The sequence below is a fragment of the Actinomadura sp. KC216 genome (genome assembly GCF_004348535.1).
In the GTDB taxonomy this organism is placed as follows: Bacteria; Actinomycetota; Actinomycetes; order Streptosporangiales; family Streptosporangiaceae; genus Spirillospora.
In genome coordinates this window covers 1-19,259 of record NZ_SMJX01000155.1, presented here as the reverse complement: position 1 = coordinate 19,259, position 19,259 = coordinate 1, and the positions used below count along the sequence as shown (strand labels likewise).

The following is a 19,259-nucleotide window of genomic DNA, read 5'->3' as shown; positions in this document are numbered from 1 at the left end:
GGCCAGGGCGGCGAGAATGCCGGCCAGGGTGAGGCCGGACGCGATGAAGACCGCGTCGCGCAGGCCGCCGGCCGTGGCCGTGCGCAGCGCCTCGCCGGTCAGGTCGCCGAGACCGGAGGTGGAGATCCCGACCAGGACGGCCAGGCCGATGCTCGTCCCGATCTGCAGTGCGGTGTTGGCCATGCCCCCGGCGGCGCCCTGGTCCTCGTCGGCGACCCCGGTCCCGGACGCGCCGAACATGGTCGGGTAGATGGAGCCCATGCCCAGCCCGTAGACGATCAGGCCCGCGAGGATCGTCCAGTACGAGCCGTCGGCGAGCATCCCGGCGGCCATCAGCCCGCCGCCCCCGGAGCCGAGCAGCAGCGCGATCACCAGGGTCGGCCGGGCGCCGATGCGGATGATCAGCCGTTCGGCGACGAAGTTGGCGATCCCGATCACCACCAAGAGGCTCAGGAACGCCAGCCCGCCCTGAAGCGCCAAGTAGCCGAGCACGCCCTGCAGGTACAGGCTGAGGAAGTAGACGAGGTTCTGCATCGTGATGCCGAAGGTGAGGATCACCAGCAGGGCGGCGCGGAGGTTGGGGTTGCCGAACAGCCGCAGCGGCATCAGCGGGTTCCCGGTGCGCGCCTCGATGATGACGAAGGCGGTCAGCAGCGCCGCCGCGAGGACGGCGGACGCGATGACCGGCGGCGCCGTCCAGCCGGCCTCCGGGCCCTGGGCGATGGTGAACACCAGCAGGGTCAGCCCGGCCGTTCCGGTCAGGGCGCCCGGGATGTCGAAGCCGCGTCCCCGCCGGCGCGGGCCGTCGGGGTCGAGAAGGACGAACGCGCCCGCGGCTCCCGCCGCGACCAGCGGCACGTTCACCAGGAACACCGCCTCCCAGCCGAACGCGTGGGTCAGGACGCCGCCGAGCAGCGCGCCGAGGCTCAGCCCGCCCGCGCCGGCCATGGCCCACACCGCCAGCGCCCGGACGCGGTCGGGGCCTTCGGCGAACCTGGTGGTGACCAGCGAGAGCGTGGCGGGGAACAGCACCGCCCCGCCGATCCCCTGGACGGCCCGCGCGGCGATCAGCATCGCCGGCGATGTGGCCAGGCCGCCCAGCAGCGACGCGCCGCCGAACACCAGCATCCCCAGGACGAACATGCGGCGGCGGCCCAGCAGATCGGCCGAGCGGCCGCCCAGCAGCAGGAAACCGCCGAAGAAGATGGCGTAGGCGCTGACCACCCACTGGGTGGCGTGGCCGGACAGCCCGACGTCCCGCGCGATGTCGGGCAGCGCCACGTACACGATGGTGAAGTCGAGCGAGGTGATCAGGCTGGAGAAGGCCAGCAGGCCGAGGGCCAGGCGCGTCCTGCCGCCGGTGGCGGTCTCGTTCCGGGGCTTCATGACGGGCTCCTTCACAGAGTCGGGATCAAGGCTTCGGTCATGCCGCGTAGGGGCGTTCGGCGCGGGCGTCGCGCAGGGCGCGCGCCCACCAGGCCAGCTGGTCGATCAGGCTCTCGGCCGCCGCGCCGCAGCCCGCGGCGTCGATCGGCCGGCCGTGGTCGTCGAACTTGTCCCGGCAGGAGGGGAAGCTGACCGTGTCGCGGACGGTGATGGCGTGGAGCTCGGCGAACACCTGCCGGAGGTGCTCGACGGCGCGCAGCCCGCCGGACGCTCCGCCGTAGGAGACGAAGCCGACCGGCTTGGCCCGCCATTCGTCCACGAACCAGTCGATGGCCGTCTTGAGCGAGGCGGGGAAGCTGCGGTTGTACTCGGTGTCACGACCACGAACGCGTCGGCCCAGGCCAGCCGCCCGCCCAGCTCGCGCACCGGCGCGGGCGCGCCGGGAGCGCCCGCCTCGGCGGGGAGGACCTCGGGGAGGACGGCCTCGGCCAGGTCGACGACGTCGAGGGCGAGGTCGGGACGCCGGCGGGCCTCCCCGGCGAACCAGCGGGCCACCGTGGGGCCGAACCGGCCGTGCCGTGTGCTGCCGACGATGATGACGATGTTCAGCGGTCCGGCCTCGGTCATCGCGCTCCCTTCACGGTCTCGAATCTCCGCCCCGTGCGGTTCGGTGAGTCGAGCCTGCCGACGAGCGCTTATCCGGCACTTACCGGGCGCTTTCCCGCGGCGACGAGCGGGGGGCAAGCCGAGCCGATCTTGAGGAAAGCGCCGGTTATCGTGGGGGACATGCGATTCGGGGTGCTCGGGCCGCTGGAGGTGTGGACGACGGACGGCGCCCCGGTGGCGGTGCGCGGGGCGAAGGTCCGCGCGCTGCTGGCCGTCCTCCTCGGGCACGCGGGACGGCCCGTGCCGGTGGACCGGCTGATCGACGACCTGTGGGGCGACGCGCCGCCCCGCAACCCGGCCGGGGCGCTGCAGGTCAAGGTCTCGAAGCTGCGCCGCGCCCTGGACGAGGCCGAGCCGGGCTCCCGGGCCCTGGTGTCCTTCGAGGAGAGCGCTGGGGTACCGGCTCCGCGTGGACGCCGAAGCCGTCGACGCGACGCGGTTCACCGGCCTGCTGGCGCGGGCGCGTGAAGCCTCCGACCCGCGGTCGCGGGCGGGCCTGCTGACGGAGGCGCTGAGCCTGTGGCGCGGACCGGCCTTCGCCGACTTCGCCGACGAGGAGTTCGCGCGTCCCGCCATCGCCCTCCTGGAAGAGGAGCGGCTCACGGCCGTCGAGGAACGGGCGGAGACGAGCCTGGAACTCGGCGAGCGGGCATCGCCGGCGAGCGAGCTGGGCGACCTGGTCGAGCGGCATCCCCTGCGCGAACGGCTCCGTGCCGCGTACATGCGCGCCCTGTACGGCGCCGGACGCCAGGGCGAGGCGCTGGCGACCTACGCCGACCTCCAGGCGCGCCTGCGCGACGAGCTGGGCGCGGACCCCGGCCCCGAGATCGCCGAACTCCACCGGCGGATCCTCGAACAGGACTCCGCCCTCGCCGCGCCGCCCGGGACGCCCCCGCGGACCAACCTCCCCGCGCAGCTCAGCGAGCTGGTCGGCCGCGACGAGGCGGTGGCCCGGGTCCGGGCGCTGCTGGAGTCCGCCCGGCTGGTCACGCTCACGGGACCCGGCGGCGTCGGCAAGACGAGGCTGGCCCTGGAGACCGCCTCAAGGGCGACCGGGAGCCACCCGGACGGTGTGTGGCTCGTCGAGCTGGCCGGACTCGACCGCACGGCCGGAGCCCGCGAGGGCGACCGGCTGGCGGAGACCGTGATCGCCGTCCTCGACGTCCGCGACGACGCCGCGGCGGGCCTGCCGCGTTCCGGGGTGCCCGCCGATCCGGTCGAACGGCTCGCCGGGGTGCTGCGGGGCAGGCGGGCGCTGCTCGTCCTGGACAACTGCGAGCACGTGATCGACGCGGTCGCCGCGCTGAGCGAGCGGCTGCTGCGGGCTGCGCCGGAGATCCGGATCCTCGCCACCAGCCAGGAGCCCCTCGGAATCGCAGGGGAGTCGGTCTGGCCGGTCCCTCCGCTGGAGCTGCCCTACTCTCCTTCCGACGACGGGCCCGCGACCCTCCGGCGGTTCAGCGCCGTCCGGCTGTTCGAGGCGCGGGCGGCGGCAGCCACGCCGGGGTTCGAGATCGACGCCGCCAACGCCCGCGCGGTCGCGGCGATCTGCCACCGGCTGGACGGCGTCCCGCTGGCCCTGGAGCTGGCGGCCACCCGCCTGCGGGCGCTGGACGTCCACGACCTGGCGGACCGGCTCGACGACCGGTTCCGGCTGCTCTCGTCCGGGCACCGCGGCGCCCCGGCGCGGCAGCGGACCCTGCGCGCGATGATCGACTGGAGCTGGGAGCTGCTGTCCGAGGCGGAACGCCTCGTCCTGCGGCGGCTCGCGGTGCACGTCGACGGCTGCGCGCTGGAGGCGGCCGAGGAGGTCTGCGCGGACGGCGACGTCGCGCGCGAGGACGTCCTCGACCTGCTGGCCCGCCTCATCGATCGCTCGATGGTGGTCATGGCCGGCGGCCCGGCCGGGACCCGCTACCGGCTGCTGGAATCGGTCGCCGCGTACGCCCTGGACCGCTTGGAGGAGACCGGCGAGACCGGACGGCTTCGCCTGCGGCACCTGACCTACTACACGGAACTGGCCGAACGGACCGAGCAGCGGCTGCGCGGCCCCGACCAGCGGCGCGCGCTTCAGCGACTGGACGCCGAGCACGGCAACCTGCGCGGGGCGCTGGAGGAGGCCGTCCAGGGCCGCCACGCCACCCTCGCGCTGCGGCTGGTCAACGCGATGGCCTGGTACTGGTACCTGCGCGGCAGGATCGGCGAAGGACGGCGCGCGTTCGCGGCGGCGCTGACCGTCCAGGACGGGGCCCCCACCGCGGCGAGGGCGCGGGCCGAGGCATGGCAGACCGGCCTGGATCTCCTGGGCGACCGGACCGCGGACTTCCGCACGCCCCCGGAGGCCGTCGCCGATCCGGGCGAGCGGGCCAGGGCGGAGTGGTTTCTCAGCGACGTGCTGCTCGGCGCCGGCGATCTGACCGTCAGCCGCGACCTGGTGGACCGGGCGCTGCCGGTGTTCCGGCGGCTCGGCGACCGCTGGGGCACCGCCGCGGCCCTGGCCACCGCGGCGAACCAGGCCCTCGTCCGCGGCGACCTCGGCACGCTCGACCGGGCCGGGACGGAGAGCCTGGCGCTGTTCGACGAGCTGGGAGACCGGTGGGGGCAGGTCCGCGCCATCGACCTGCTCGCCAAGCTCGCGGAGATCAAGGGCGACCACCGCCGGTCCGCCGCGCTCGTCCGCGCCGGCCTCCGCCCCGCCGAGGAGCTCGGGCTGTGGCTGCAGGTCTCGCTGCTCCAGTCCGGGCTCGGCCGGCTCGCCCTGCTGGCGGGCGACCACGCCGAGTCGGACCGCCGCCACGAGCGGGCCAGGAGCCTCGCCGCCGAGCACGGCTACCGCCCCGGCGAGGCCTTCGCCCTCACCGGCCTGGCCCTCACCGCGCGCCGCGCGGGCCGCCTCGACGAAGCCGAGACCCACATGCGCAACGCGCTCGCCTGGGAACGGGAGGTGCGGTTCGCGCCGGGCATCACGCTCGCCCTGGCCGAACTCGGCTTCACCGCGGAACAGCGCGGGGACGCCGCGGCGGCGGCGGAACTCCACCGGGAGGCCCTCGCCGTCGCTCAGGACACCGGCGACCCCCGGGCGATCGCGCTGGCCCTCGAAGGCCTGGCCGGCGTGGCAGCCCTCACGGACGCCCCGGAGGACGCCGCCCGGCTCCTCGGCCAGGCCGCCGCCCTGCGCGAGTCCACAGGCGCACCCCTGCCGCCCGAAGAACGCACGGACGTCGCTACGTGGTCAGCTCTCATGAGGACGTACTCCGCATCGTCCTCGACGCGCAGACCTTCTCGTCCTCCAACGCCCTGGGCGCGCCGGCGCCCGGGCCCGAGGAGGAGATGTCGAACTATCTGCCCTACCTGCTGACCTCGTCCGAGCCCGAACACGCCCACCGCCGGTCCATCGTCAACCGGGCGTTCACTCCCAGGCACATCGCCGAGCACGAACCGGCCATCGAGGCGATCTGCCAACGGCTGGTGAACTCGCTACGGCACAAGGACGACGTCGACTTCGTCAAGGACATCGCGGTCCCTCTGCCGATCTCGGCCATCGCCCACGTCCTCGGCCTCCCCGATGAAGACCTGTCCGAGCTGCTGCGCTGGTCCCAGGCGCTCGTCGAGGCCACGGTGGGCGTGGAGGAGTTCGAGCCGCGGCGGATCGTCCCGCCGGGGCGCCGCCTCGCCGAACGGATCACCCGGCGTTTCAGCGGCGCGAGCCACGGCGTCCTGCCCCTCATCGACCGGTCCGGCATTCCACCCGCCGACGCCGCCCGCTTCGTCATCGATCTCCTCGTGGCGGGGAACTTCACCACCACCGCCTATCTGTCCAGCGCCGTGCACATCCTCGCGCGCTCACCCCAACTCGCCGACCATCTGCGCTCCCACCCCGCTGACATGGCCGGATTCGTCGAAGAGACCCTGCGCCTGGAGAACCCCCTGCAAGGGATGTACCGGAAGGCGACACGCGACTGCGAAATCGGTGGCGTCCCCATCCCCGAGGGCACACGGATCCTGGTGCTCTTCGGATCCGCCAACCAGGACCCGGCCCGGTGGCCCGACCCCGCCACTTTCGACCCGCGGCGCACCGACGCGGCCAATCACCTCACCTTCGGCCATGGCACGCACTCCTGCCTCGGCTCGGCGCTGGTACGGCTGCAAAGCCGGATAATTCTCCAAACCCTGCTGGCCAATACCGTGCAGATCCGTCCGGCAGACCAGAAAATCACCTACCTGCCCAATCCGATCTTTCGCTGCCCCGCCGCGGTCCGGCTACGAGTAATTTGGGCATCTCCGTCCGCCCGCGGCCCGAATTCTTAGCGGCACACCACACTCGCCCGGCTGTCCGCGACCGGCCTGCCGGTCGCGGCCGCCGCCCGGACCGGACCGGGCCTCCGGAAATCTCCTGGTGGGACGCCGTGGGCGATCCGCTGGTGCGGTCAGTAGGCACCCTGGATGCTGGGTCCGGCCTTCGGCTCCTTGAAGACGCGGTGGACCATGTCGCTGAAGTAGTCGAGGGGGAGCGAGTCGTACGACGGATCGAACGAGCTCTGGTCGTAGCGCTCGCAGAACACTACGCAGTCGGCGTAGTAGGGGTGGTCCTTGTACTTGTCCCGTGCGTTGCGGTCGGCGCCGATGTGGTGGGCGTAGTAATAGGCCTGGAACAAGGCGTGCTTCTCGATGATCCAGGCGATCCGCTCGGACACGAAGGGGCGCAGTATGGCGGCCACCATCGGCCCGTGGCTGTAGGGGGCCAGCTCGTCGCCGATGTCGTGGACCAGGGCCGCCACGACGTACTCCTCGGAGCGGTCGTCGCGCAGTGCGCGCGTGGCCGACTGGAGCGAGTGCTCAAGGCGGTTCACCGGCATCGCCCCCTGGAAGCCGGCGAGAACGCGTACGGCCCCGAGAATGCGCTCCGGCAACTCGGCGGCGCCCGCGCGGAAGTCGGCTTCAATCAGCTCGGTGTCGTGCGCGGTCATGTCCTTCATGCGCGTGTAGCTGACCTTTTCCATGGCGTTCCCATCCTCGCTCGAACGGACGTGGATGCCGGAGCGGCGTCGAGAGGCGGCTCGAATCGGCGGGCCGTTCGCCGCCCCGGCCGAGGCTCCGCCGCCCCGGCGCGTTGGACGGTTCGTCCCGCCCGGTCCGCGGTTCGACGTAACAGTAGATTATTCAACACCCTGATTCAAGCCCTCTTCTTGCCAGGTCACGACCCTTGACCGCCTCGAATGTTGACTCTATCGTCGATTTTCCAACGCTACCGTCATGAGTGAGGGACGCATGCGAGACAAGGTCAACCGGCGGACGGCATCGATGTGGTGCTCTGGAGTGTGCGTCGCCTTCCTGGCCCTCGCCGGATGCGGCGGCCAGGCCGCCTCGGGCGGGGCGGGCGGTAAAGTCGACGATCTTTCGATCCGGCTCGAATCCGACTGGGACTCGCTGGACCCGGCGCGGGCGCAGGGGACGTACGCCTTCCAGGTGATCGGGTCGCTGTACGACCGGCTCGTCGCCATCGAGAACGGCAAGGTCGTGCCCTACCTGGCGACGTCGTGGAAGCAGGCTCCCGATTCGGTCACCTTCACCCTGCGGCCGGGGGTGACCTGCGGCGACGGCCAGGCCCTGACCCCCGCCGCCGTCGCCGAGTCGCTGAAGCGCCTCGGCGACCCCAAGACCAAGGCGCCGTACGCGCAGCTGGTCTTCGGATCGGCCGGTCACACCGTGACCTCCGACGCCACGGCGAACCAGGTCACCGTGCGCACGGCCAAGCCGTACAGCGACCTGCTGGAGGGCCTGGCACAGCCGATGGCCTCCATCGTCTGCCCGGCCGGGTTGAAGGCCCCGGACTCGCTCGGTGCGACACCGGCCGGAAGCGGCCCCTACACGCTGACCAAGTCCGTCCGCGGCTCGCAGTACACGCTGACCGCCCGGTCCGGGTACGGCTGGGGCCCGCAGACCGGCAAGGCGCACTACTACCCCCGGAAGGTCACCTTCCGGGTGGTGGCGAATCAGAGCACCGCCGCCAACCTGCTCACCACCGGCCAGCTCGGCATCGGCGCCATCTCCGGCGCCGACACCCGGCGCCTCCAGTCCAACACGTCGGTGAAAAGGACGAGCCAGCTCACGAACGGGTCGTACTTCCTCGTCTTCAACCAGGCTCCCGGGCGCCCCGGCGCCGATCCGGCGGTCCGCAGAGCGCTCGCGCGGGCGGTCTCGGCATCGTCGTTCAACAAGGCGGCGATGCACGGGAGCTCGACCGAGGCGCGCAGCGTGTTCAGCCCGATGATGCCCTGCTACAGGGCGGTGCTGCCCGGCCCGATGGCGGCCGACGTGAACGCCGCCAGGCAGGCCCTGACGGCGGCCGGCTGGTCCGGCGGCTCGGGCACCCTCAGCAAGGCCGGCAAGCCCCTGCGGCTCAAGCTGGCGGGGACGAACGAGATGGGGCCGGGCTTCGAGTACCTGCAGGTCGCGCTGCGGTCGGCCGGTGCCGATGTCACGCTGCGCAACGGCGACACGAAGACGCTGGCCGAAACGCTCTTCGGCACCGGCGACTGGGACGCGACGGTGTACCCGTTCACGCCGCCCGCCCCCACCCCGAGCGCGCTGAGCCTGTTCGTCACCGGACCGGCCGCGCCGAACGGCACCAACTTCGCCGCGATGGACGACCCGTCCTACGACGCCGCCGCGGCCAAGGCCCTCTCGGCGCTCGGCCCGCAGCGCTGCGAGGCGTGGGGCGAGGCCCAGCAGGCGCTCCATGACAGCGCGAACGTCTTCCCGCTCGTCCACCTCAAGACCGACTGGTTCAGCTCGGTCCCGGTGCGCTTCGGGCTGGCCGACGGCGCGACCACCGTCGACATCCACACCATCACGACGACGGCGGGATCGTGAAAACGGACGCCGACGCGGGCGCCGGCATCCGCCGCTCCCGCGCGGCCGGCATCACGGGCGCGGCCAGGGTCACGGGCTTCGTGGCGTCCAAGGTCGCCCATCTCGTGGCGGTCCTTACGGGGCTGCTCGTCGCCACGTTCCTGCTGCTGCACCTGACGCCCGGTGATCCGGCCGTGCGGGTGGCCGGGCTGAACGCCACGCCGCAGCGCCTGGCCGACGTCCGGCGCGATCTCGGGCTGGACCGCCCGCTGCTCGCCCAGTTCCTGACCTACCTCGACAACGTGGCGAGGTGGCGGTTCGGGACCTCGTTCCAGACCGGGGAGCCGGTGAGCGCGATCATCGCGGCCCGGCTGCCGGTCACGCTGGAGATCGTCATCGGCGCGATGGTCCTGACCTTCGCGTTCGGGATCGGGATCGGCGTGTGGATGGCGGCGATCACCCGCGAGGGCCGCCATCGCCGCGTCGAGTCGGGCTTCTCCGCCGGCACGTCGCTGCTGGGATCGATACCCGAGTACGTGGTCGGCACCGTCCTGGTCCTGGTGTTCGCGGTGTGGCTCGGCCTGCTGCCCGTCGCGGGCGCCGTCACGTGGCAGGGATACGTCCTGCCGGTGATCGCCGTGGCCTTCGCGCCGACGGCGGTGCTCGCCCGCATCGTCCGCGTGGAGACCCTGGACGTCCTGGCGCAGAACTACGTGCGGACGGCCCGCGCCAAGCACCTGTCCGTCCTGCGGACCTACGGGCTGCACGTCCTGCCGAACTCGCTGACCGGGGCCCTCACCGTCGGCGGGCTCATCTTCGCGAGCCTGCTCGGCGGGACGGTCGTGGTCGAGAACGTCTTCGCGGTCCCGGGCCTCGGCAGCAGCCTGGTCCAGGCCGTGCAGGTCAGGGACTACCCGCTGGTGCAGGTGACCGTGCTGGTGCTCGGCTTCTCGATCGTCGTCGTCAACCTCTGCGTGGAGGCCGCGCTGAGCATGCTGGACCGGCAGTCGTCGCTGAGGCGGTCATGACCGGGACGGGGGCGTTGCGGACGCGCTGGCGGGCGTTCCGGCGGGCGCCCGCCGGGGTCTTCGCGCTCGCCGTGCTCGCCCTGCTCGCCGTTCTGGCGGTCGTGGCGCCGATGGTATGGGGCGTCCAGGCCCATGCGGTCCGCCCGGACCTCGGCCCCACCGGGCCCTCCTCGGCGCACTGGCTGGGAACCGACCGCCTGGGCCGCGACGTGCTCGCGCGCGTGGCCTTCGCGACCCGGACGTCGATGGAGCTCGCGCTGCTCGCCACCGCCATCGCCGCCGGCGCCGGGCTCGTGCTCGGCGGTCTCGTCGCGGTGCTCGGCCCGCGGGCGCAGGTCGCGGGCCGGCGGGTCATCGACGGGCTGCTGTCGTTCCCGCCCATCCTCACGGCCATCTTCCTGACGGCGATCCTCGGCACCGGCGCGGTCGGCGCGGCGGTCGCGGTCGGTGCGGCCTCGGTCCCGTACGTGGCCCGGATCGTGAGCACGCTCGCGACGAGCGTGACGGGACGGGACTACGTCGCGGCGGCGCGCGGTGCCGGGCTGGGGCGGGCCCGCGTGTTCGGCCGGCACGTGCTGCCGAACATGGCCGACACCCTTGTGGTGAGCCTGTCCGTCCTCGCCGCGCAGAGCCTCGTCTTCGTGTCGTCGCTGAGCTTCCTCGGCGTGGGCGTCCAGCCGCCGCAGGTGGACTGGGGATCGATGCTCACCGAGGGAGTGCAGGTCCTCTACGTCGATCCGCTGGCGGCTATCGCACCCGCGACCCTGATCGCCGTGACCGGGCTCGCGCTGGGGCTCTTCGGCGAGGCGCTCGCGCGCGCCCTCAACCCGGTCGTCTGGACGGTCGACGCGACGCCCGGCAGGATCCAGCGGACTTCCCGGCACGCCGAGACGCGTCCGCCGCGGCCCCCCGGCGAGGACGACGGCGTGCTGTCGGTGCGGAACCTGACGGTCGAGGTCCCGACACCGGCCGGAACCGCCGAGCTGGTCAGCGGCTTCACGCTGGCGGTCGGGCGCGGGGAGACGGTCGGCATCGTCGGCGAGTCCGGCTGCGGCAAGTCGATGACGGTGCTGGCCCTGGCCGGCCTGCTGCCCTACCCGGCCCGGCTGCGGACCGCCGGGCTCCGGCTGGGCGGCGACGACGTGGCGGCGCTGCCCCGGCGGGCGGCACGGTCGGTGCTCGGGACGAGGCTCGCGCTGGTCTTCCAGGATCCGATGTCGTCGCTCAACCCGGCGATACCGGTCGGCCGCCAGCTCACCGAGGGCGTGCGGACCCACACGAGGATGGGCCGCGGCGCGGCCCGCGAACGTGCCCGGACGCTGCTCGCCGACGTGCACGTCACGGATGCCGCGCGGCGGCTCAGGCAGTATCCGGTCGAGCTGTCGGGCGGGACGAGCCAGCGCGTGGTCCTCGCCATGGGACTGATGACCGAGCCCGACGTCGTGCTCGCGGACGAGCCCACCACCGCGCTCGACGTCACGGTGCAGAGCCAGGTGCTGCGGCTGTTGCGGCGGCTGAACACCGAGCACCGGACCGCGGTCGTCCTGGTGTCCCACGATCTGCACGTCATCAGGGGGCTGTGCCATCGCGTCGTCGTCATGTACGGCGGCCGCGTGGTCGAGCAGGGCCCGACCGCGCAGGTGGCGGGCCGGCCGCTGCACCCGTACACGAAGGCGCTGCTGGCGTGCTCGGTCGACATGGAGGCGGACGTCGACGCGCCGATCGCCGCGATTCCCGGGCAGCCGCCGGATCTCAGGGAAAGGCCGGCCGGCTGCCCGTTCGCGCCGCGATGCCCGGCGGCGATGCCCCGATGCGCGGACGAGGCGCCGCCGCTGGTGGACGTCGGAGATCGCCGCGTCGCGTGCTGGGCCGTCGACTCCGGCGACGGGCATTCCCCTGGGAGGGGCGAATGAGCGGTTTGGAACTGCGGGACATCGGCGTCCGGTACGGCAGGGGACGCAGGTCGTCCGTCGCGGTCCGCGACGTGAGCCTTCGCGTGCCGCCCGGCGGCCGGGTGGGTCTGGTGGGCGAGTCGGGCTGCGGGAAGTCCAGCCTGGCCCGCGTGGTGGCCGGGCTGGTGGTGCCCAGTACGGGCGAGGTGCTCCTGGACGGACGCGTCGTCCGGGCGGCGGGCCGGCGCTCCGGGGTCCGCCGCGAGATCCAGATGGTCTTCCAGGACCCCAACCGGTCGCTCAACCCGCGCATGACGGTCGGCGCGGTGATCGCGGAGGTGGCGCTCGGCGGCTCGCCCGGTCCCGGGGCGGCGCGGGCCGAGGCGGGGCGGCTGCTCGACCTGGTCGGGCTGCCGGAACGCGCGGCCGGGGCGTACCCGCACGAGCTGTCCGGCGGCCAGCGGCAGCGCGTGGCGATCGCGCGGGCGCTGGCCGCCCGCCCGCGCGTCCTCGTCCTGGACGAGGTGACCTCGGCCCTGGACGTCTCCGTGCAGGCCCTGGTCCTGAACCTGCTCCGCGACCTGCAGTCCCGGCTCGACCTGTCGCTCCTGTTCATCTCCCACGACCTCGCGGTCGTGCGCTATATGTGCGAAACGGTCAACGTCATGTACGAGGGAAAGATCGTCGAGCACGGCCCGCGCGACGACGTGTTCCGCAGGCCCACCCATCCCTACACGCGCCGGTTGCTCGCCTCCATGGCGGACGATCCAACCGCCGGAACCACCGTGCCGGCGGCGGTGGAGCCGTGATGCGCGACGCGGTGATCCTGGCGGCGAAGCGGACGCCGATCGGCCGGGCGGGCAAGGGCGCGCTGCGCGACGTCCGGCCCGACGACCTCGCGGCGCAGATCGCGACGGCCGCGCTGTCGGCCGTCCCCGAGCTCGATCCCGCGCGCCTGGACGACCTTCTCCTCGGCTGCGGCAGCCCGGGCGGCGAGCAGGGGTGGAACCTGGGCCGGATGGTCGCGCTGCTGATGGGCCACGACGGCCTGCCGGGCACGACCGTCACGCGCCACTGCGCGTCCAGTGTTCAGACCACCCGGATGGCCATGCACGCCATCCGCGCCGGTGAAGGGGACGCCTTCCTGTCGGTGGGCGTCGAGTGCGGGAGCCGGTACGTCCACGGCTACGCCGAGGGCTCGGGTGAGCCGAATCCCGTCTACGCGGCCGCGCGCGAGCGTTCGGCGGCCGCGGACGAGGCGGGCGACTTCGGGTGGGACGACCCGCGAGCCGGCGGGGGCCGTCCCGACGCCTATGTCGCGATGGTCCAGACGGCCGAGTACGTGGCCCGGCATCGTGGGATCGGCCGCGAGGAGATGGACCGGTTCGCGCTCCGGTCGTTCCGCCGGGCCGAGCAGGCGAGCGACGCGGGGTTCTGGGCGGCGGAGATCACCCCGGTGCGGCTGGCGGACGGGAGCCTCGTGGCGGCCGACGACGGCCCGCGCCGTGGCGTCACCCTCGACGCGCTGGCCGCGCTCCCGCCGGTGCTCGGGCCGGGCGGCCGCGTGACCGCGGGCAACGCCTGCCCGGTCAACGACGGCGCCGCCGCCCTGCTGGTCACCAGCGCCGGCCTCGCGCGGAGCATCGGGGTGACGCCCCTGGGCCGCGTCGTGGCCACGGGCGTCTCGGCGCTCAGCCCGGAGATCATGGGCCTCGGGCCGGTGGAGGCCTCGCGGCGGGCGCTCGCCGCGGCGGGCATGTCGATCCGGGACGTGGATCTCGTCGAGCTGAACGAGGCGTTCGCCGCGCAGGTGATCCCGAGCATGCGGGACCTGGACATCGAACCGGAGCGGCTGAACGTCCGCGGCGGCGGGATCGCCATGGGCCACCCGCCGGGCATGACCGGCGCGCGGCTGACCGTCACCCTGCTGCACGCTCTCGCCGAGGCGGACGCGACCGTCGGGCTGATCACGATGTGCGTCGGCGGCGGCCAGGGAATGGCCATGATCATCGAGCGGCTGTCCTGATCCTTGACACCTGTGTCGAGTCTTAGACTTCTCTTTCCGCCGAAGAAGAGGAGGCCCAGTCGTCATGGCGACCACGGAGGAGCCCAGCCAGTCGCGCAAGGAGCTGGTGGCGAACCAGCTGCTCGAACGCGCGGCGCAGTTGTTCGTCGAACGCGGCGTCGCGGGGACGAGCGTCCGCGACATCGCCGATGCCATGGGCCTCACCCGTCCGGCCCTGTACTACTACTTCCCCAGCAAGGAGGCCCTGCTCAAGGAGCTGGTCTCGGGGGTGACCGGGGTCGGTGCCGTCGAGATCCAGCGGATGCGGCAGCGGACCGACCTGACCGCCACCGAGAAGCTGACGGCGATCGTCCGCAGCACCGCCGTGGGCATCGCGCGGAGCCCGGTGCGGTTCCGCGTGCTGGAGCGCAACGAGGCCGAACTGCCCGAGGCGATCCTCGCCGAGCACCGCAGGAGCAAGGTGCGCATCCTCGACGAGCTGTCGGGGATCATCGCCGACGGCGTCGCCGCCGGCGAGTTCCGGCCGGTCGACGAGCGCACGGTCGCCTTCGCGATCATCGGGATGACCAACTGGATCGCCTGGTGGTTCCGCGACGGGGGGCCGAACACCCCCGAGGAGGTGGCCGACGAGATGGTCGCCATGGTCACGCAGGGGCTGATCCGGCACGGGGACCGGGCGCCGGCCAGCGACGGCGTCGCGGGCGCCCTGGGGCTGATCCGCGAGGACCTCGCGTATCTTGAGCGCATTCTCGCAGCTCAGGGCGAGACGGACCCGTCCCGCGAGTGACACCTCCCGCAGGTGAGACATGCCACGCGCGAGGCGCCGCGGCCCGTCCGTAAAACTGTTGACGAAAGCGTAAAATAGTTGTCCAATGTGTTGGAGCACTTCTGGACATCTCCCGCTCTGACACGAGGACGGTGCAATGGCGTACGTGATCGGCATCGACGTCGGTGGCACCTTCACCGACGGGATCGCGGCCGACGAGACCGGCGGCGTGATCGCGGCGAAGGCCCCGTCGACCCCTCCCGACTTCTCGATCGGATTCGAGAACGTCATCGAGCAGCTCGCGGAGCGGGCCGGCCGCACGGTGCACGACCTGCTGGCGGACACGGCCTACCTCGCCCACGGCACCACCGCCGCGCTCAACGCCCTCGTCACCGGCAACGTCGCGCGCGTCGGCTTCCTGACCACGCGCGGCCACCGCGACTCGATCTACATCATGAACGTCGAGGGGCGCTATCTCGGTCTCCCGCCCCACGAGGTGCAGGACACGCTGAACACGCGCAAGCCGGAACCGCTCGTCCCCAAGCGGCTCGCCCGGGAGGTGACCGAGCGGGTCGACCGCTCGGGCGGCGTCGTCGTCCCCCTGGACGAGGACGACGCCCGCGCCACCATCGCGGACCTCATCGCCGAGGGCGTGGACGCGATCGCCGTCAGCCTGCTCTGGTCGTTCCGCAACCCCGCCCACGAGCAGCGGCTGAAGGCCCTCGTCCACGAGCAGGCCCCCGGCATGTACGTCAGCCTGTCCAGCGAGATCAGCCCGCGCATCCGCGAGTTCGCCCGCAACGCGACGACCATCATGAACGCTCAGGTCGGCCCTGCGCTGCGCCAATACCTCGAACCGCTGGAGGACCGCCTGCGCGCCAAGGGGCTCACCGGACCGCTCCTGGTGATGCAGGGATCCGGCGGCACGGTCACCGCCCGCCACGCCCCGGAGATCGCCATCACGACCGTGGGCTCGGTGCTCACCGGAGGGGTCACCGGCGCCGCCCGGCTCGCCGCGCAGCTGGGGCACCGCAACGTCGTCTCGACCGACGTCGGCGGCACGACGTTCCTCGCCGGGCTGATCGTCGACGGTGAACCCGAGACGGCGACCGGTTCGGTGCTGAACCAGCACCCCATCAACACGCCGACCCTGCGCGTGCACGCGATCGGTTCCGGGGGCGGGGCGATCGCGTCGGTCGACGCCGGCGGGAACCTGCGGGTCGGGCCCGGCAGCGCCGGGGCCTGGCCGGGACCCGCCGCCTACGGGCAGGGCGGCATCGATCCGACGGTCACCGACGCCGACCTGGTCCTCGGCATCCTCAACCCGCGGAACTTCCTCGGCGGCCGCAAGGCGCTGTCGCCGGACCTCGCGGCCAAGGCGCTCACCGAGCGGGTCGGCCGCCATCTCGGGCTCGACGCCGAGGGCGCGGCGGCCGCCGTCTTCACGGTGCAGAACTCGCAGACGGCCGACCTCGCGCGCAAGGTCGTCGTCGAGGCCGGCCACGACCCGCGCGACTTCGCGGTCTACGCGTTCGGCGGCGCGGGACCCATGCACGCGTTCGCCTACGCCGCCGAGCTCGGCGCCTCCCAGCTCGTCATACCGCTCGGGCACAGCGCGGGGGTGTTCTCGGCGTACGGCCTGGCGTCGACGAACATCGCGGTCTCCGCCGAACTCAGCGACCCGGCGGTCATGCCGATCGATCCGGCGCGCGTCCAGGGCAACTTCGACCGGCTCGAAGCGCGGGTACGGGACGTCCTCGCCGCGCAGAAGCTCGACTTCGTCGAGGTCCGCGTCCGCCGGGAGGTCGACGCCCGGTACACGCCGCAGGTCGCCGAGGTCGCGACCCGGGTGCCCGGCGGGCCGCTCGACGAGGCCGCGGTCGACCGGATCGCCGACGACTTCGAGGCGGCCTACGCGGCCCGCTTCGGCGAAGGCTCCGGGTACCGCGAGGCCGGTGTCCAGCTCATCACCTACCGGATGCACGGCACGGGCATCCTGCCCTTCACCCCGACCATCCCGCACGCCCCCGGCCCCGACGGAAGTTCGAGCGAGGCGGCGGTCAGCGGGCGGCGTCCCGTCCTGCTCGACCCCCAGCGCGGCCGGGAGGACACCACGATCTACGACTACCGGCGGCTGCGCGCCGGGCACGTGCTGACCGGCCCGGCGATCGTCGAGGTACCGACCACCACCGTCGTCGTCCCGGCCGGGATGACGGCCCGGGTCGACCACCTCGGCAACCTCGTCATCGACCTGGCCTGACGGCCTGGAGGCAAACCCCATGACCCCACCACTCCAGATCACCGGTGCTTCGACGTTCAGCAGCCGCCCGATCGCACCGGACGAGCTGCGCCGGAGCATCCCGCCCTCGCTGCCGCTCCACGACGTCCCGCCGGGGGCCGGGGACGAGATCGGCCCCCTGACCTACGAGGTGATCCGCCACCGGATCTGGGCCATCACCGAGGAGATGGGCGACACGCTCAAGCGCATGTCGGGGTCGATCTCGGTCACCGAGGTCAACGACTTCGACTTCACCATCTGCGACGAGATCGGGCAGGAGGTGCAGGTCGGCCTGTACAACACCGGCCTCGTCGCGTCCATGGACCTCGCCATCTACTGGACGCTCCTGCACCGCAGCGAAAGCCCGGGCATCGAGGAAGGCGACATGTTCCTCTGCAACGACCCCTGGGTCGGCGGGGGACTGCACCAGAACGACGTCGCCATCCTCGCGCCGGTGTTCCACGAGGGAAAGCTGTTCGCCTGGACGACGGCGATCTGCCACGTGGACGACCTGGGCGGCAGCGCGCCCGGCTCGTTCTCGCCGACGGCCACCGACGTGTTCTCCGAATCGCTGCCCACCCCGCCGGTCAAGATCGTCCGCGGTCACCGGCTGCAGCTGGACGTCGTCGATCTCTACCTGCGGCGGTCCCGGGTCCCGGAGATGGTGGGGCTCGACCTGCGCGCCAAGATCGGCGCCAACAACATCGCCCGCGAACGGCTCCTCGCGCTCCTCGACCGCTACGGCGCGGACCAGGTCAAGGCCGTGATGAAGCGGATGATGGACGACGCCGAGCGCCGCCTGCGCGCCAAGCTGAAGGCGCTCCCGGACGGCACCTGGTCCAGCGTCGGCTACCAGGAGCAGTCCCGGCTGGGCGACCGGAGCATGCACAAGATCGCGCTGGCCATGACCAAGCGCGATGACCACCTGACCTTCGACTTCACCGGCACCGACCCGCAGACCGGCATGATCAACTGCCCCTACTCCGGGATGCGCGCCGGCGTCATGTTCGCCCTGCTGCCGATCCTCGCCGGCGACATCCCCTGGGCGGCCGGGGGGCTCATGCGCTGCTTCGACATCATCAGCGAGGAAGGGACGATCAACAACGCCACCTTCCCGGCGGCGGTGGCGAAGGCACCGGTGGGCCCGGCCTGGGCGTCGTCGAACCTCGTCGCGGACTGCCTCGCGCGGATGCTCGACACCGACGAGGACCAGCGGCCGCGCGTCCAGTCGGTGTGCGCCGGGACCTACGACGGGTGCGGCCTGATGGGCGTCGACGCGGAGGGGCGGCCGTTCTTCGGCGGCTTCGCCGACTCGATGGCCTCGGGATACGGGGCGCAGGTCGACGCCGACGGCGTCGACACCGGCGGCCTGTTCGTGATCCCGATGGGCCGCGCGCCGGACGTGGAGATGACCGAGTTCACCCAGCCGCTGCTGTACCTGTGGCGGCGGGAGGAGGCCGACACCGGAGGGCCGGGACGGCGGCGCGGCGGCGTGAGCGGCTCGATCTGCGCCGTCCCCCACGGGGTCGGCGGCCCGATGCTGGCGATGTTCACCGGGGCGAGCAAGGCCGCGTCGATGAGCCCCGGCCTGGCCGGTGGCTACCCGGGCGGGACCCAGCTCGACATCGTGGTGCACGGGAGCCGCGCCCACGACGCCATGCGCGCCGGCGAGATCCCGCAGAGCCTCGACGAGCTCGCCGGCACCCGGCAGATCGTCCAGGCCCACGACGAGGTATCGGTCGAGCCCGCGGCGGCCATCTACCTGCAGTGGGCCGGCGGGGGCGGGTACGGCGACCCGCTGCGCCGCGAACCGGCCGCGGTCGCCGCCGACCTCGCCGCCGGAAAGATCTCGGCCACCGCCGCGCGCGAGGTGTACGGGGTCGTCCTGGACGAGTCGTCGCTGGAAGCGGACCATCCGGCGACGGCGGCGCGGCGGGCCGAGCTGATCGAGCGGCGCCGGGCCGGCGCGGGGGCCCCGGACCGCCAGGCGCGGACGTGCGGCGTCCAGGGAGCGCGTGCCCTGGACGACAACATCGCGCTGATACCGGCCGGGAGCGGCGAGCCCGAACGGCTGTGCTGCCGGCACTGCGGCGAGCTGCTCGGCGACCGCGATGGCGACCACCTGTCCCGGCTGCCGCGGCAGGTCACCGGACCCGAAGGCGCGGGTCCCGGCGCCTGGCCGGACGCGTCGACGTACGTCGACGACGAGGTCGTGTTCCGCCAGGTCTACTGCCCCGGCTGCTTCACCGCGCTGCTGACCCAGGTCGTGCCCGCGGAGCACCCCCTCGCCGGCTGAACGGCGACCCCCTACTCGTGTGATGAGGAATCCGATGACCATCGCTGACCCGTCCACCCCGTCCACCCC

Annotated in this window: 13 protein-coding genes and 1 pseudogene; 11 read left to right on the top strand and 3 right to left on the bottom strand. The window is 72.9% G+C overall.

Going from position 1 to position 19,259, the window contains the following annotated elements; all coding sequences use genetic code 11:
* Nucleotides 1-1,386: MFS transporter (locus E1264_RS24800; protein WP_132177517.1), on the bottom strand; the 1,386-nt coding region annotated here is incomplete at its 3' end.
* A gap of 37 nt (nt 1,387-1,423) precedes the next feature.
* Nucleotides 1,424-2,013, bottom strand: a pseudogene (locus E1264_RS24795) (NAD(P)H-dependent oxidoreductase).
* 159 nt (nt 2,014-2,172) lie between these two features.
* On the opposite strand from E1264_RS24795, the gene E1264_RS44720 reads away from it, so the two are divergent.
* The 3 genes from E1264_RS44720 to E1264_RS24785 are packed head-to-tail and all read left to right on the top strand — an operon-like array spanning nt 2,173 to nt 6,360.
* Complete coding sequence (locus E1264_RS44720) at nt 2,173-2,520, top strand: winged helix-turn-helix domain-containing protein (protein ID WP_207936138.1); 348 nt, start codon at nt 2,173-2,175, stop codon at nt 2,518-2,520.
* A complete protein-coding gene (locus tag E1264_RS24790; RefSeq protein WP_207936137.1) occupies nt 2,462-5,410 on the top strand; it encodes a BTAD domain-containing putative transcriptional regulator in 2,949 nt (982 codons plus the stop codon). Before E1264_RS44720 ends, E1264_RS24790 begins: the two co-directional genes overlap by 59 nt.
* The gene (locus E1264_RS24785) at nt 5,383-6,360 is read left to right on the top strand and encodes a cytochrome P450 (protein ID WP_165964353.1); all 978 of its coding nucleotides are present in this window, start codon (nt 5,383-5,385) and stop codon (nt 6,358-6,360) included. Before E1264_RS24790 ends, E1264_RS24785 begins: the two co-directional genes overlap by 28 nt.
* A gap of 119 nt (nt 6,361-6,479) precedes the next feature.
* Here the strand turns inward: E1264_RS24785 and E1264_RS24780 are convergent, their stop codons facing one another.
* The gene (locus E1264_RS24780) at nt 6,480-7,052 is read right to left on the bottom strand and encodes an HD domain-containing protein (RefSeq protein WP_132177513.1); all 573 of its coding nucleotides are present in this window, start codon (nt 7,050-7,052) and stop codon (nt 6,480-6,482) included.
* Nucleotides 7,053-7,320: 268 nt separating this feature from the next.
* On the opposite strand from E1264_RS24780, the gene E1264_RS24775 reads away from it, so the two are divergent.
* The 8 genes from E1264_RS24775 to E1264_RS24740 all read left to right on the top strand — a co-directional run bounded on the left by E1264_RS24775 (nt 7,321) and on the right by E1264_RS24740 (nt 19,190).
* A complete protein-coding gene (locus tag E1264_RS24775; protein ID WP_165964352.1) occupies nt 7,321-8,925 on the top strand; it encodes an ABC transporter substrate-binding protein in 1,605 nt (534 codons plus the stop codon).
* A complete protein-coding gene (locus tag E1264_RS24770) occupies nt 8,922-9,932 on the top strand; it encodes an ABC transporter permease (RefSeq protein ID WP_132177509.1) in 1,011 nt (336 codons plus the stop codon). Before E1264_RS24775 ends, E1264_RS24770 begins: the two co-directional genes overlap by 4 nt.
* Nucleotides 9,929-11,845: a dipeptide/oligopeptide/nickel ABC transporter permease/ATP-binding protein gene (locus E1264_RS24765; protein ID WP_132177507.1), complete on the top strand. Its 1,917-nt coding sequence runs from the start codon at nt 9,929-9,931 to the stop codon at nt 11,843-11,845. Before E1264_RS24770 ends, E1264_RS24765 begins: the two co-directional genes overlap by 4 nt.
* Complete coding sequence (locus tag E1264_RS24760) at nt 11,842-12,633, top strand: ATP-binding cassette domain-containing protein (RefSeq protein WP_132177505.1); 792 nt, start codon at nt 11,842-11,844, stop codon at nt 12,631-12,633. Before E1264_RS24765 ends, E1264_RS24760 begins: the two co-directional genes overlap by 4 nt.
* Complete coding sequence (locus tag E1264_RS24755) at nt 12,633-13,850, top strand: acetyl-CoA C-acetyltransferase (RefSeq protein WP_132177503.1); 1,218 nt, start codon at nt 12,633-12,635, stop codon at nt 13,848-13,850. Before E1264_RS24760 ends, E1264_RS24755 begins: the two co-directional genes overlap by 1 nt.
* A gap of 64 nt (nt 13,851-13,914) precedes the next feature.
* Nucleotides 13,915-14,637, top strand: a complete 723-nt coding sequence (locus tag E1264_RS24750; RefSeq protein WP_132177501.1) for a TetR/AcrR family transcriptional regulator — start codon at nt 13,915-13,917, stop codon at nt 14,635-14,637.
* Nucleotides 14,638-14,773: 136 nt separating this feature from the next.
* Nucleotides 14,774-16,876 (top strand): hydantoinase/oxoprolinase family protein, encoded by a 2,103-nt coding sequence (locus E1264_RS24745; RefSeq protein ID WP_132177499.1) that lies wholly within the window; start codon nt 14,774-14,776, stop codon nt 16,874-16,876.
* 19 nt (nt 16,877-16,895) lie between these two features.
* Nucleotides 16,896-19,190, top strand: a complete 2,295-nt coding sequence (locus E1264_RS24740; protein ID WP_132177497.1) for a hydantoinase B/oxoprolinase family protein — start codon at nt 16,896-16,898, stop codon at nt 19,188-19,190.
* The last annotated feature ends 69 nt before the right edge of the window (nt 19,191-19,259 follow it).

Coding starts and splice junctions, on each gene's coding strand:
- E1264_RS24765 (WP_132177507.1), top strand. CDS start 9,929: ATGACCGGGACGGGGGCGTTGCGGACGCGCTGGCGGGCGTTCCGGCGG.
- E1264_RS24760 (WP_132177505.1), top strand. CDS start 11,842: ATGAGCGGTTTGGAACTGCGGGACATCGGCGTCCGGTACGGCAGGGGA.
- E1264_RS24780 (WP_132177513.1), bottom strand. CDS start 7,052: ATGGAAAAGGTCAGCTACACGCGCATGAAGGACATGACCGCGCACGAC.
- E1264_RS24750 (WP_132177501.1), top strand. CDS start 13,915: ATGGCGACCACGGAGGAGCCCAGCCAGTCGCGCAAGGAGCTGGTGGCG.
- E1264_RS24755 (WP_132177503.1), top strand. CDS start 12,633: ATGCGCGACGCGGTGATCCTGGCGGCGAAGCGGACGCCGATCGGCCGG.
- E1264_RS44720 (WP_207936138.1), top strand. CDS start 2,173: ATGCGATTCGGGGTGCTCGGGCCGCTGGAGGTGTGGACGACGGACGGC.
- E1264_RS24740 (WP_132177497.1), top strand. CDS start 16,896: ATGACCCCACCACTCCAGATCACCGGTGCTTCGACGTTCAGCAGCCGC.
- E1264_RS24775 (WP_165964352.1), top strand. CDS start 7,321: ATGCGAGACAAGGTCAACCGGCGGACGGCATCGATGTGGTGCTCTGGA.
- E1264_RS24785 (WP_165964353.1), top strand. CDS start 5,383: ATGTCGAACTATCTGCCCTACCTGCTGACCTCGTCCGAGCCCGAACAC.
- E1264_RS24745 (WP_132177499.1), top strand. CDS start 14,774: ATGGCGTACGTGATCGGCATCGACGTCGGTGGCACCTTCACCGACGGG.